The sequence below is a fragment of the Fructobacillus pseudoficulneus genome, from assembly GCF_900108455.1.
GTDB classification, from domain to species: Bacteria; Bacillota; Bacilli; order Lactobacillales; family Lactobacillaceae; genus Fructobacillus; species Fructobacillus pseudoficulneus.
Window position 1 is genome coordinate 252370 of record NZ_FNWS01000001.1, and the last position, 14378, is coordinate 266747.

Annotated in this window: 8 protein-coding genes; 1 reads left to right on the forward strand and 7 read right to left on the reverse strand. The window is 50.0% G+C overall.

Features of this window, described 5'->3' with window-relative positions; translation table 11 throughout:
* Window positions 1-78 precede the first annotated feature (78 nt).
* The 4 genes from addA to recX all read right to left on the reverse strand — a co-directional run bounded on the left by addA (window position 79) and on the right by recX (window position 9142).
* The gene (addA, locus tag BLW39_RS01180; RefSeq protein ID WP_059375930.1) at window positions 79-3999 is read right to left on the reverse strand and encodes a helicase-exonuclease AddAB subunit AddA; all 3921 of its coding nucleotides are present in this window, start codon (window positions 3997-3999) and stop codon (window positions 79-81) included.
* A complete protein-coding gene (locus BLW39_RS01185) occupies window positions 3992-7576 on the reverse strand; it encodes a PD-(D/E)XK nuclease family protein (RefSeq protein WP_074717666.1) in 3585 nt (1194 codons plus the stop codon). Before BLW39_RS01185 ends, addA begins: the two co-directional genes overlap by 8 nt.
* Window positions 7577-7652: 76 nt before the next feature.
* Window positions 7653-8222, reverse strand: a complete 570-nt coding sequence (gene ntdP, locus BLW39_RS01190) for a nucleoside tri-diphosphate phosphatase (RefSeq protein WP_059375933.1) — start codon at window positions 8220-8222, stop codon at window positions 7653-7655.
* A 116-nt stretch (window positions 8223-8338) separates the two neighbouring features.
* Window positions 8339-9142 (reverse strand): recombination regulator RecX, encoded by an 804-nt coding sequence (recX, locus tag BLW39_RS01195; RefSeq protein WP_059375937.1) that lies wholly within the window; start codon window positions 9140-9142, stop codon window positions 8339-8341.
* A 157-nt stretch (window positions 9143-9299) separates the two neighbouring features.
* Here recX and BLW39_RS01200 point away from each other — a divergent pair, with 157 nt between their 5' ends.
* Complete coding sequence (locus BLW39_RS01200) at window positions 9300-10259, forward strand: Dyp-type peroxidase (protein WP_059375952.1); 960 nt, start codon at window positions 9300-9302, stop codon at window positions 10257-10259.
* Window positions 10260-10350: 91 nt separating this feature from the next.
* Here the strand turns inward: BLW39_RS01200 and holA are convergent, their stop codons facing one another.
* From holA to BLW39_RS01215, 3 genes are read right to left on the reverse strand one after another with little or no spacing between them, the layout of a single operon-like run.
* On the reverse strand, window positions 10351-11346 hold the full coding sequence (holA, locus tag BLW39_RS01205; protein ID WP_059375958.1) for a DNA polymerase III subunit delta: 996 nt from the start codon (window positions 11344-11346) through the stop codon (window positions 10351-10353).
* Window positions 11315-13633, reverse strand: a complete 2319-nt coding sequence (locus BLW39_RS01210; RefSeq protein ID WP_059375969.1) for a DNA internalization-related competence protein ComEC/Rec2 — start codon at window positions 13631-13633, stop codon at window positions 11315-11317. The genes holA and BLW39_RS01210 overlap by 32 nt, the downstream gene beginning before the upstream one ends.
* On the reverse strand, window positions 13630-14325 hold the full coding sequence (locus BLW39_RS01215; RefSeq protein WP_059375972.1) for a helix-hairpin-helix domain-containing protein: 696 nt from the start codon (window positions 14323-14325) through the stop codon (window positions 13630-13632). Before BLW39_RS01215 ends, BLW39_RS01210 begins: the two co-directional genes overlap by 4 nt.
* Between the last annotated feature and the right edge of the window lie 53 nt (window positions 14326-14378).

The following is a 14378-nucleotide window of genomic DNA, read 5'->3' on the forward strand; positions in this document are numbered from 1 at the left end:
GGCAGCAAGGCGAACCTGCTACCCTACTTTTCTGCCATTATACGCTGCTTTATCCCCTGACAAAAGGGCGAGTCACCATCAAATCACCAGCAGCTGTCGGCCAGCCAGCAAAATCAAAGTTGGCGCTTGAATCATATAGTCCGGGTACTCCCGCTGCAAAGCCTGCTGGTATAAGCGGACTTGACCGGTATATTGCCGGCGGATTTTAGCCAAGCGCTCCTTTTGCCGCGGACCAGCAGTTCGAGGCAGGTAGTCCGTCTTGTAATCAAAAAGCGTAATTGTCTTACTACTTTCATCCAGGTAGTAGCCATCGATAATTCCATGAATCAAGATGGGTTCCTGGTCGGCCAAATCGGGATAGACCTGATTGGCCGGTACCAGCATGGCAAAGGTGGCTTCCCGGTGGAGCGTGGCCGCATGTTGGGCAATTTGCTGGGCCATTTCACCCTGCAAAAAGTCTAAAATTTCGTCCAAATCAACCAGGGCCGCCACCGCTGCTTCAACCTTGCCCTGGTCAACCAGGTTAGTGAGGAGGACCTGCAAATCAGCCAGTGTCTGCAGCTTGGTAAAGTCCACCAGTTGCAAGATTAAATGGGTTGCAGTTCCAACCGCCGTCGGTGCTGGCTTACTTTGTCCGTCTTGGTCAAAGGCTGGCATTGGCAATTGATTGGTCGTGAGAACGTGAGCTCGCGGATTGAGCACCTGATTGGCTTGGCTCGGTTCCTCCGCGGTGTTGTCACTAATATCGTCCCGGCTAACTTGATGATTGGCCGGTGAAACTTGCTCAGCTGACAGCACTTCTTCATCAAGCTCCGGGTCCCCAGCTGCTCTGGCCCGACCACTATCATCTAGGCTCAGTGTTGCCAATCGACTTTGGTCGGGATCTTCAAATAACGATTTAATTTCTGAAACCGATTGATAGGCAGCCGTTCGGGTACCACCCTGGTTAGGGTACTGGTATGACAGCTTTTGGCTCAAGTCAGCGATTGTTGCAGTAGAAGCAGACGGTGTCACCACAGCCTCGGCCTGGCTAGGCGTCACTTCTTCAGCCTGCGCCGGCTTTGACGACCAACTCTTTTTCAAAGCTGGAATTTCCTCTTCCGCCAGCAGTTTTACCTGAATTTTCCCGTTCTTTGGTGTTTGTGCCGATGGCAGGTATGGTCGGTCAACATCCCCCAACCAGTCCGTTAGTTCCGGCAAATTCAACCGAGCCAAGGTAATCAGGAGCCAGTCAAGGTAGGACTTTGACCGTAGCCGAAGGTCTTTGGCCAGATACTGCCCCTCCATGCCACGGGCATCGTGAAAGAGACGCTTTTGGGCTGTCGTGTCCTTTTCTTGGCTTGGCACGGTGGCCAGCAAGAAGAGCTGTTGCTTGGCCCGGGTCAAAGCCACGTAAAAGAGCCGCATTTCTTCAGACCACGCCTGCCGTTTCAGTGCTTCTTTGACGGCATACTTTGGCAAAGTCGGCAACTTGACCTTGGCATGGGGCTCAACAAAGTCCAGCCCCACTCCGGCATCCTTTTGCACTAAAAAGTCGCCCTTCAAATCCATGGTGTTAAATTCTTTTTCCAGTTCGGGCAGAATCACAATTGGAAATTCCAATCCCTTGGAGCCGTGGATGGTCATCAAAGCCACCGTTTCATCGGCCGCTTCTTGGGCAACCTCACCGACCTTCTTGTCGTTCTTTTGAATTTCTTCAATATAACGGATAAAGGCGTACAAACCGGCCTGACCGTTATCCTGAAAGGCTCCGGCCTTTTCATAGAGGGCGTGCAGGTTGGCCTGGCGCTGAGCCCCGCCTGGTAGACCGCCAACATAGTCCAGCCAGCCAGTCTTCTGGTAAATCGCCAGCAAGAGACCGACGAGGTCATTTTGCCGGGCAAATTGGCGCCAATGGCGCAACTGACTTAGCACAGCCTCGGCCCGCTGGTCGGTTTTAGCATAGGCTTGCAAAGCCGTGTAAAAATCATGTTGCTGGTCGGCTAAGCGCACCTTGGCCAGGTCGTTTTCCTTAAAGTCAAAAATTGGTGACCGTAAGACTGCGGCCAGTGGAATATCCTGGTGCGGGTTATCAATCACTCGCAAGAGGTCCAGGGTCAAATAAACTTCCATCACCTGATAATAATCACCAGCTCCGGCTGCCTGAATGGGAATCCCGGCCTGATTACCCATCCGAACCATGTCAATGTAGCCCGTCTTTGACCGGGTCAAAATCGCAATATCCGAATACTTAACCGGCCGCATCATGCCAGCTTTTTGGTCATAAACTTCGCCGTTTTTCACCAAGTCTTGGATCTTTTCCACCAAAAAGCGGTACTGGCTTTCCCGTTTTTCAAGTTCTTGAGCATCCTTGGCAGCCTGGTCATCAGCGCTATCACTGCCACCATCACTGGCACCAGCTGCGCTACTATTAGCCGCCGGTTGCTCGATCAAGTCCAATTCAAATACTGCCGGCACCTGGTCAGGATAAGACGCCGCCGCAATCAACTTAGCGGAATCCTGATAAGGAATATCGCCCAATTCCTCATCCATCAACTGGGTGAAAATTTGGTTAATCACCGTCGTCACATTGTTTTCGGATCGGAAGTTTTCGGCTAATTCAATTCGCTCATCCTGATTGTCTTCTTTGGCAAAGTCAAAGTACTTGCCCGTGAAGAGCGAAGGGTCAGCCTGACGGAAACCATAGATACTTTGCTTCACATCCCCGACCATGTACATGTTGTGCCCATTTGACAGCCGCTTCAAAAAAGTTTCCTGGAGACGGTTAATGTCCTGGTATTCATCAATTAAAATTTCTTCAAATTGGCGCTGCACCAAATCCCGGACGTCATCCTTTGCCAACAGTTCCAGTGAAAGGAGTTCTGCATCAGCAAAGTCCAGCAGGTTGTCGGCCCGCTTTTGGGCAGTAAAGGCGGCCAAGAAGGCCTGGGTCAGTTGGACCAGGGTCGTGACCAGGGCATCGCCGCGCTGGTTGACCAACTGCCACTGCTTTTCCGTTAAGCGGAACAAGCCATCCTTCAGGGTGCTAATCTCACCCTTTGAGGCAAAGTAAGTATTCTGGACCGCCTTCATTTCATCCAGCAAGTCCCCCAGTTCGGGTTCTTCTTTAATCTTACCGGCCTTACTTTGAGAACTTTTTGGCCAATCGTTGATGATCAGGGCCCGAATGTCATCGTAAGTCGCCTGTTGATCAATGAAAGCCGCTAAAATTCCCTGCAGCCGTTCCTGCCATTTCAATAAGACAGTGAGGGACTTGTCGAGTTCAGCGACCCCCTGCAAATCATGGGCAGCTTGGTTCGTATCCTTTAAAGCCCGCTGAAAGAGTTCCACAATCCCCGGCTGGATTAACTCGCGGTAATCTAGCCGGTCACGCAGCCCTTCGTTAGTAGCCGAGCTCTCTGCCTTGAGCTGTTCAAGCCACTGGTTGCCATCTGGGCGAGCCAGGGCAAAGTCGGCTAACTTCAGAACCTTGTCCTTCAGCGCGCCATCATGGTTTGGGTCTGCAAAGTTATTGACCAGATTCAAAAAGGCCAAGTGGTTGGGATGTTGCTGGTCATAAAATTCGGCAAAAACCGCATCAACGACTGTATTTTTCAACAAAGTCAGTTCGGCTTCATCCGCCAACAAGCGGTAGCTCGGGTCCAAACCAATTTTGTAGTAGTAAGTATCAATTAACTTAAGGGCAAAACTATCGATGGTCGATACATTTGCTACCGGTAATAGGGCCAACTGATCCAGCAAGAACCGTCGTTGGTCGCCTTCTGCCACTTGAATTTGCTCGTTTAAGGCAACTTCCAAACGTTCCTTCATCTCGGCCGCCGCCGCACTGGTGAAGGTCACAATCAAAAACTGATCAACTCGGGCACCGGCTAAAATTTTGCGGACCAAACGTTCAATCAAAACGGTTGTTTTTCCCGAACCAGCGGAAGCAGCCACCAGGATATTATGACCACTATGAGCAATGGCCTTACTTTGGTTTTCGGTATACTGTCTAGCCACGGTCATCCTCCTTTGCTGCTGCCTGTTCACGAATTTTCTTCATCACGGTGCTATTCTTCCCGGTAAAGTCGGGCAAGCGGTAGCGGTCCCCCAGCACCTTGTCAAAGCGAATCACGTCTTTAAAGGGTGAGTAGGTCAAGGCACTTTGGACCGGTCGAATTGGGAAATGACCGGCCTGAATTTGCTGGGCCGCTTCTTGCAAGAGCGACCGGTTGCGGGCCGTCAATAGATCAAAGTCAGCCGGCGCAATCACATCTGCATTACTATCTGGCTGGCCATCGGCCTTCGTTTTCAGCTGGTAGTAGCGAGCGCTTTCCTTGGGCGCTAACCGCTCCAATTCGTCCAGATAGTCGGGCTGGTTGACCGCCAAACCGCGGTATTTGAAGGTCTGACTAGCCTCCTTACCGGCTAACAAATCATCAATTTCCCCGGTAAAGTCGGACAAATTAACCGTCTTGGGCGTAATTGGGGCAAAGAAGGCCCCACCAACACTCTTTATCCCCAGCTTAGCAGCATTTTCCTGCGCCGCCTGCCAGTAGGTCAACAGCTGCAACTGCAGTCCCGACCAGGCGTCACTGTACTTGAAAGTTTTTTCCCGGGTCTTGTAATCAACCAAAGTCCCGTACTGACCCTGGCCATCTTGGAGGTCAAAGCGGTCAATTTTTCCACGGACAACCACTTCTGAATCACCGGCCGCCAGTGTCAAAGCTTCTAGGTCGCCTTGCGGGAAACCAAAGAGGGTTTCGACTCGTTCTGGTCGACTCTGGTTGGTAGTGGCTCCTTGCTTGAGCTTCAACAAAACCGCCTCGGCAATCTCAGCCAAATAATTGCCAATCGCTTGGCCTTGACCTGGTTCTTGCAGTTTAGCAAATTCGGGTTCGGCTACCATCTTGGCCAACTCCGCCGTGACAAAGTCTTTGGCTCGGCTATCATCCAAATCACGCAGCGATTCCTGCTGATCAATTAGCTTTTGCACGGCCTTTTCAAAGAGGTCATGATAAATAATCCCCGTTTGCGCCGCATCCAATTCGGCACTGGGCCGTTCTTGTAGGGCTAAGCCATAACGAAGGAAGTACTCATAGGGATTTTTGTAATACGTTTCAATCTGAGAAATCGAGACCCGCAGTGGCAAATGGAAGAGCTGGCGAGCCACCGCCGGTTCCAGGCTTTCGGCTCGGTTAACATAGGTCCGGCCCGCTAAGACCCGGTCCGTCTTTTCGCCAAGGCCTGCTTGGTTCAAGGCTTGCTTGAATGCAATAAAGGTCGGATCATTCTCAGCGATATCCGTCAACTTAACCAATTCGGACAAAGTCGATGACGGACTACCCAGGTAATTTTGACTAAGGTCCGTCAAGTTTTCGGGCCGCCCGGTCACCGTTTCTAGTTCAACACCAAAGTGGTTCAATAACCGGCTATAGTAGGGTGAAATTTCATTAGGCCGGCCATCCTGGTTTAACAATGGATACGACAGGACTACTTTGTCGCTGGCCGCTTGCAGGGCCCCATAAAAGACCAAATTTTCCTCGGCCATTTGCTGGGCCGCCGTTTGTCGAAGGTAGCGTGGCTGGTCTTGGTCAGCCAAGGCTGGCTGAACCAACAACCGGTCCTGGTCGGTCAAAACCGTCTTGTTTTTCACCTGAGCCGGCAAAGCATTCCGCGTTCCGCCAATGAAGTAAAGCACCTTGTACTGCTGGCTTTGGACAATTCCGGCTTCTGACACCGTCAACTGGTCCAACTGGTTGGGAATTCCGGTAAACTTACCCCCGGCAAAACCAGCCTGCAGGGCTGCCAAAAAGACCTCGCGGTCGAAATCCTGGTCACCAGCCACCTGGACTACCTGGTCTAAAATATTGACAAAGAGTTGCCAAACTTCCATGACCTGCTGGGCCTTCACCAATTCACCACTGTCGATTAACTGGTCGCGCTGCTGCAAAACCGCCTCGGTCACCTGGTACTTTTGCAAAAAAGATAAGAGGAACCGGGCTCCGTCAGCAAGGGTGTCTGCTCGGTCGAGGCCAGCCTTAACATCGTCAAAGGCCTTCGTGACAAAAGCTTTCAAATAGTTCAACCGGCGGTTAATTTGGGCATCGTGAGCAAAACTTGGGTGATCTGGGTCACCAGCCAGCTGAAATAGTTCAAACTGCGCCTGATCATCATGCCAAACCCGGGCTGATGGTCGGTGCCCCGCCAGGTAGTTATCTAAGTAAGCCACAATTTCAAAGTATTCATCGTCGCCCACCAACTGCCCGGCTTGGATTGGTCGCAAAAAGCCGGTCTTTAAGACCGTTAAAACATTTTGTGACTGAAAGAACTGGTTAGCCGGCCCCAAAAGTTTCGTGACCAGCTCAACCAAGGGGTGGTTCCCCATTTTAATATCATTATCTAGGAAGTAAGCCAGGTCAAATTGGTTCATCACCGCCGGCAAATGTTTCTCATACGGACCCAAGTCGCGGGCCAAAACCAAGATATCGCGCAGATGGAGGTCCGGATTACTTTGCAGGTCCTGACGAATTTTACGAGCAACAGCCTCGAGCTCAGCGACCGTGTTCGTCGCCACAAAGCCCTTCAAGGCTAATTTATCCTTGACTGATGCTAACTGGCCGTAAGCACCAAGTTTTTCCCAGGCAGCCAGGATGGCTGGCCGAACGGCTTGCCCCGCTTGCTTGCCGGTCTCAACGCCAGCCCCTACTGCATTTTCCGCCTGATTACCAGCTGGTTGACCATCCTCCAACTTTAAATCAGCCTCTGATTGTTGGGCTTGGCGCATCAAATTCAGCGCCGTCGTCAATGGCTTTTCAAAGACATCCCCCAGCTGGAAAGTCCGCAAGTCGCCCTGGCTACCAAGCATAGCAAAGGTCACGTCGGCCTTGCGTAACAGCAGGTTCACCACGGCCCACTCGCCCGCGGTAAAGCCGGTAAAACCTTCAAAATAGAGGATGCTGTCGCTCAGGTCTAAGTCCTGACTTTGCTCCACAAAGTATGGCAGCGATTCCTGAGCCAAAATATAGTCATCTGCCAGGGCCTCGTTAAAGGCATCGGCGACCACCGCCAAGTCGCGTAATTTTTGACTCAAATTTTGTACTAGGAGTGGACTCTGGCCACTATCCTGACCAACCTGATCCAAGATGGCCAACAGGTCTTGCGGAGTGATTTCTGCTCCCCGTAATTCAGCTAACTGCGTCACCAAATTTTGCACGAAACCGCGCTTGGCCTGCATCCGCGCAAAGGTTGGCAAAACGGCGGCATGTTCCTTTAAGATTTGGGAAACCAAAACAAAGAGTCCCGCCTCACCCAAAACGGGTGGCTGGATTTTTCCTTGTTGCTGTAAGAAATGCCAGGCCAACCGGGTGAGCGAGTAAACCTGAACCTGTGACTGGGCGTAGGTATCAGCGGTGCTAAAGCCTTGAATGGCCCGCAACCGCTTCAACACGTCGACTTCGGCATCGAACTTAACGTGGTTGGGGACAACGTAAAAAATTGACCGCTTTTCACCTTGGTCAAGTTGCTTTTTAATCCTTTCAACCAGCATTTGCCGGCTATCAACCTGCCCCGGGTTAAACAAGATTGTTACAGCCATACGTCTCCTACCTTCTCGTGTGATTTACAATCATTATACAAAAAAAGGACACGTTTTACGTGTCCTTCTTTGTTAGTCAACGACGATCTTTTAACCGCTGTTGCATCAAATATTGGTAACGAGAATACCAAACATCAACATACCCCTGAGAAAAAGGTCCATCCTGATTGTTAATCCAATCAACCAAAATTTTGACATGTTCCTTCAAAATCTTATCGATTTCTTTGGGGTAGTGCCATTTTTTACTGTGCGCAGCGTACTCGTCAGCATCCAGTAGATGCCTTTCGCCGTCCGGGAAGACCTTCACATCCAAATCGTAATCGATGTACTTCAGGGCTTCCTTATCCAGCGTGTATGGCGAGGCCAAGTTACAGTAATATGATATTCCGTTATCGCGAATCATCGCGACGATGTTAAACCAGTACTTTTTATGAAAGTACAAAATGGCAGGTTCTCTGGTCACCCAGCGTCTACCGTTATCTTCTGTCACTAAAGTATGGTCATTTAAACCAATAATAGCGTTCTCGCTAGTCTTTAAGACCATCGTATCCCGCCAGGTTCGATGCAGCGAGCCGTCATGCTTATAGCTTTTGATCGTGATGACATCCCCTTCGCGCGGTCCGCGACTTGGCTTATCAACAATCATGCTCGTCCCACTTTTCTGACAAAAATTCCTTTTCGATTATATCATATTTTCATAACAGCGACTGCAAATTTGTCAAAACTAGGTTAAAACATGACGAGAACAAGCCACAAACCACCTTATTCCTGGTCATCAAAGTCAATTTGCTCTAAGGCCCAGTCAATTACCTCACCCCGATAGCCCTTGGCATACAAATTGCTTTTCACCTTATAATAACGGTCCTTAGCGGCCAAACGGCGGTGGTGGTTCGCTAGCTTTTCAGCCTGGCGCAAGGCGTTTTCCTGCTCATCTTCTGGGTCATTTTCCAGGTCTAATTCGTTAATCACCTGATTGGCTAAGTCAAAGGAGAAGCCCTTTTGGACCAACCCCTGGACAACTTTTTGTTGGCGAATTACCGTCGAATCACGGCGGTGGGTCTTGGCCATCTTCTCGGCCATTTTTAATGCCACATCAAACTGACTTTCCTCGCTGTAGTCCAACAAGGCCTCGTCCACGATTTCCTCGGCCACCCCGGCCTGCTTCAATTCTTGGGCAATTCCCCGCGGTCCCTTGGGATTAAAGACCTGCTTGGTCGCGACAAAGTGCTTGGCATAAACCGCATCATTTAAGAGTTGTTGCCCTTGCAAATGCGCCACGACCTGGTCGATGACTTCTTCGTCAACCTTCTTTTGCTTGAGTCGGTCACGGACTTGCTTTTCCGTCCGTAAGGCCGGGCTAAGATAATTTAAGGCAATCTTTAGCCCCTGGTCAACCAGCTCGGCCGCCTTAATGGTCTCAATCATTTGGGCATCGAGTTGCCGCCCTTTAATCAGGCCAAATTTGGCAATGATATTTTCGGACACGCCAAAGGCAAAGTGGCCATCGAGGTCCAGATTGTAACGGCCAGCCCGTTTTTGGGTGGCAATCTTCGTAATCGTCTTCATGCCTCTATTTTACGAATGACGTCATTAAATTGCTAGGAGTCATGTCAGAAAATTAGAAAAAACTTAAATTGTTTAGAATGAATCTATTTTTCTTCTCTTTTGCTAGTCGTTAGCGTATACTAAAGAAAGCAAAATTAGGAAGTGAGGATTTATTACCATGCCAATCAACCCGAAAGTAGCCCAGGATGTCTGGAAAGATATCGGGCAAAGTGTACAGTTTACCGTTTTAAAGTTCAAGGACTTGCCACAGGCTGACTTACACGATGCCATCGTGGACTTCGCCGACCGTTCCCAAGCGATTATCCGTTCTTTGCGGATTCGCGACGGTCAAAACGACGGTTCCCCTTCAACTTTAAAAGTTGCCTTTGGTTTTTCAAACCATGCTTGGGACCTACTTTTCCCAAATTCACCAAAGCCTAAAGAATTAGAAGACTTTACCGGTGTTAAGGGACCAAAGTATTCGATGCCAGCCACAGAAGGCGACTTATTCTTCCACATTCGCGCCAACAACCAAGCCGTTGTCTTTGAAGCCCAAACTCAATTTATGAAGTTTTTGGAAGACATCACTGAAGTGGTGGATTCAACTCAAGGATTTCGCTACTTTGAAGGTCGTGCCATCATCGGCTTCATCGACGGAACCGAAGCCCCCGCCCCAGAAGACGCTGCCGACTACGCCATCATTGGTGATGAAGACGCTGATTTTATTAACGGATCATACGCCTTTGCCCAAAAGTGGCGTCACAACATGGACTTCTGGAACAAGATGAAGACCGAGCACCAAGAAAAGGCTGTTGGTCGTGAAAAGTTTTCTGATTTGGAATTAGAGGATGAAGACAAGTACGAAAACGCCCACAACGTGGCATCTAAGTACGAACCTAACGGCGAAGAACAAAAGATTATTCGAATGAACGTTCCTTACTCTGACCCCGCCACTGGCAATACCGGAACCTACTTCATGGGTTACGCCCGCCACTGGGAAGTCACAAAGGGAATGCTGACCAACATGGTTGACCGTTCTGACTTCTTATTGACCTTCTCAGAATTGCTGAGTGAACAGCTCTTCTTTATCCCATCACGCGATACCCTTGGACAAATTGCCGATGGTGAATTCAACTAACAAATTAGCAACAAAAAGACCGCCGCTTCTAATACGAAGCGACGGTCTTTTTTTATCATAAGTTACTACTGTAAGAATTGGTTGGCACCAACTAAAAATTAACCATGAATTCTTCAAAGAGAAAGACTGGGTCAACCGTTTTTGATTTCATCTGAATTTCCATGTCTAAGATCGACAAAAATCCGGCTCGAATCTTGGTTGGTTGGTAGCGGCCCAACGACTGCCGGGCTAACTTAACCCGGTAAGGATGGACCTTTAACAACTGGCCAACTTCCTGGTCACTGCCCTGAGACCCGGCAACCTGCAAAAGTAAGCGGAACTGGCCGAGCAAGAGGGCGTTTAAACGCAATGGCACTTCACCGTTCTTAATCAAATCATGGTAAAGCTCGAGTGCCGCGCCCTTTTGCCCCTTGAGCACTAAGTCAGCCAAGTCAAAGGCCTGCGCGGTTGATTCCTTGGGAACCAGACCCATCACGCCGGCTAGGTCAATCGTCTGACTTTCCTTGGCATAGGCTAACAATTTCGGTAATTCCGCCAAGACTTTGGAATAAGAGGCCTGAGTCCGCAACAGTAATTCCGCTTCAGCAGCGTTGTCCATCGTTACCTGCCGCTGCTGCAAAAACTGTTGGATGGCCTGCTTGGTTTGCCGTTCGTTGAGGGCCGGCAGGTCCAAGAGTTCGGCCTCCTTCATCACCGCCTTGGTGACCTTCTTGCGCTTATCTAAAGTCGCATCATCCGCAAATAAGACCAGCAAGTTGCCGGGTACAGGCCGCTCAATCGCCGAGAGAAAGGCCTTTTCTTGATCGGCATTCAACTTCGAACCGGCCGTTAAGAATGTCGGGTTTTCCACCAGAACCAGCCGGTGGTCCCCAAAAAACGGGGCACTAAGGTAGTCGGCTAAAATCGGGTCGATGCCAACTTCGGCAAAGTCATAACTAGCCTGGTTCATTTCCTGTTCGGCTGGATCAATAATCGAACTAAAAAGACGGTGGGCTTTTTGAATTAAGGCGGTCTCAGTTCCAGTCACCAGGTACATAAAAGGTAGGGCGCCCTGGTCAATTTGTTGTTTCAACGTTTGTAAGGTCATGGTTGCTGTTAACTTGGAAGTATCCTTTTTTCGAGCTGTAATATACATATCTTAGCATACCTTGCCGCCGAGTATCATAAACAATCATCCGGTTTTTAGCGGCTGTTTCCAGGGTCTCCTGGTTGGGATGACCATAGCGATTTTCCCGCCCTGCCGAGATTAAACCATAGCGCGGTTGCCAGAAAGCAAAGGCCGCTGGCTTGGTCGAGGTCTTGGACCCGTGGTGACCAAATTTGACCAGATTTGGTCGGAAATCCGGGTACTTTTGGCGAATTTTTTCCTCCCCCGCTTGGTCCAAATCACCGGCGGTAAAGAGGGTTAATGGACCAACCCGACCCGCTAAAGCAATCGAATCCTCATTTTCACCGATTCCTGGTTGAAACGGATGTAAGACCACTAGTGGCAAGTTCTTGACTCGACTGTTGTCGGTCACCTCAATCACTTTTGTCCCCTGCAAATACGGTTGAATTTTCCTTTGAAAGGCAGGTTGCCCCCGCATTCCCGCTGGCACCAGCAGCTTATCAACTCGAAAATTTTCTAAAATAACGTGAGCATCCCCGATGTGATCCTGATCTTGGTGAGACAAGGACAAGGTTTGCAAATGACTCAGTCCACGGGCATGCAGGTATGGCACAATCACCGACCGAGCCTGCCCCTCATTGGTCCGCGAATCTACTGCGGTCGCTCCAGCCTTTGACCGTAAAAAGCCCCGGCGCTGAAAGCTCACCTTCCCGCCTGTATCAATTAGGGTCGCCGTTTTGTTGCCAGGTTCAAGCAACAAGGCGGCATCCCCCTGACCAATATCAAAGGTGGTATACTCACCCGGCTGAAACCAGTGTACCCTGACAAAGCCAAGACAAAGGGCGATCAACCAGACCATTGTCAATCGCTGTTGCACCTGTCTACTGGCGCGCAGGATAAACCAAGGCAAGACAAATAAGACTAAAAAGATTGGCCATGTTAAATCGCCGATGACCACCTTTCCTGGCCATGACCCAACCCAGGCGACCGCAGTATCAAAGACTCTCACCACCAGATTGGTTAGTTCAGTCAACGGAGCCAGATGAATGAAATAGCCAGACAGAACAACCGGGAGGATGACTGTTCCAAAGACGGGTACCGCCAACAGGTTGGCGGCACTTTGCCAAATGTTCCAGGTATATTGCTGGGCCACAATCAATGGAAAGGACAAAACCGACAAGAAAAGTCCTTTTTGCCAGTTAGCCCAATCGGTCGGTACCAGAGTCAACGCCAGGGTTAAAGCAAAGGATAATTGGCCGCCAAGCGTTAATAGAATCAAAGGCTGAACAAAGAGGGTCCCTAATAGGGCGGCCGACCAGACTCGTAACGGACTGATGCGATGATGAAAGGCCTGACCGAACAAGCGTAGTTCACCGGCAAGCACTGCCCGCACCAAAATTGGTGGACAAGCCGTCAGCAAGTAAAAGCTCGGCAAAGCGACGACTAAAATCGCCAGGGTGACTTCACGATAAAGTCCTAACCGTTTACCAAACCAAGCCAAACAGCCCGACAAGAAGGCAACGTGAAAGCCAGATAACGAAAAGAGATGAATCAAACCCAGTTCTTGAATTTTGGGATTATCGCTGTAGAGACTTTGGTCTTTGGCCCCTAACAAAAGGGCCAAGGCATAGTTCGCTAGCGGGTTGGGCAAGTGGTGGGCCCACTGTTCACAGGCAAAATGCCAGGTCCGAAAGCGAAAGTTTACCGCTTGCCAAAGATTTTTCGACTGGGCCGGCTCCAAATTAGCCTTTTTCAAAATCAACTGGTGACTAATTCCCTTTGTCTGTGAAAAAGCTTGAAAGTCAAACTGGTAAAAGTTAGTCGCCGGTAAAATTCGTCGGTCATCACCCCTGCCCCGGACTAAAACTGGCCGGCGAACAATCTGCCAAGCCTGAAAGTCACCGATATCCTTGGCTTGGTAAGAAAACCAAACCTTCTCCCCACTCGATAGAGTTCCCTGCCCGCGAATCCGTCCCGTATCCGTTAGGACCAGATCATCTGGGTAAATTAACAACTGAACGGCGACATTTTTCTGCCCCGGTCGGCTCTCCTGTTGACTTAAGAAGTGTTGGTGGCCGGCAAAGCGCAAAGCAAATAAACAGACTAAGGCGAGCAACCACAGCCACTCTCGCCGCCCTTTCAGCGTTAATAAACAGCATACCAGCAAGACAGCAAGCGTGATTGTCAAAGCGTTCAACCGAAAAAATAGCAGTGATAAGGCGCCAACCGCTAATGACAGTAAGAACTGGGTTCGCACCGATATCATACCGTCACTTGATCCTTTAACTGCTCAAAGCGCTTGGGGCCAATTCCACCAACCTCCTTCAGGTCTTCGATTGATCGAAAGGGATGTTGCTGCTCTCGAAAGGCAACAATTTGCTCCGCTTTCTTCGGCCCAACCCCATCCAAAGTCTCTAGCTCCTTGGCACTTGCTTGGTTGAGGTTAACTTTGGCACTGTTGCCGCCACTGCTGGGCAACTTTGCTCCACCACCAACGCCGACGGCCGCTGCCAGAGTTGCTGGAGGCTGCTCCCCCGGTCGCACAATATAAATGACCTGGCCATCTGCTAAAACTTGGGCTAAGTTAATCGCATTGACATCTGCTTCTGGCGACAGCCCACCCGCCTTTTGGATGGCGTCCTGCAAACGACTTTTAGCCGGTAAGGCCACTAATCCTGGCTGATGGACCGCTCCCTTAATATCAACCATAATCGTCTTGGCAGCTGGTTCCCCATTGCTGGCTTCACCACTACCCGTTGACCGGCCACTTCCCTGACTGCTGACTGGCAGAGTCGGATTATCCAGCGCCGGTGTGCCGGCACTTGACCGACCGTGAAACAGCCCTAACTTCCACAGCAACACCACCAACGCCAGCAAGCCCAGACTAGCTAGCAATAGATAACGCCAATATTGCCGGGCTAGTTCTTGTACCTTTTGCCAATTCAGATTTTTTAGCATTTCATCACCTCTATTGGATTAGACGAAATACCAACAAAAAAAGCTCACCGCAG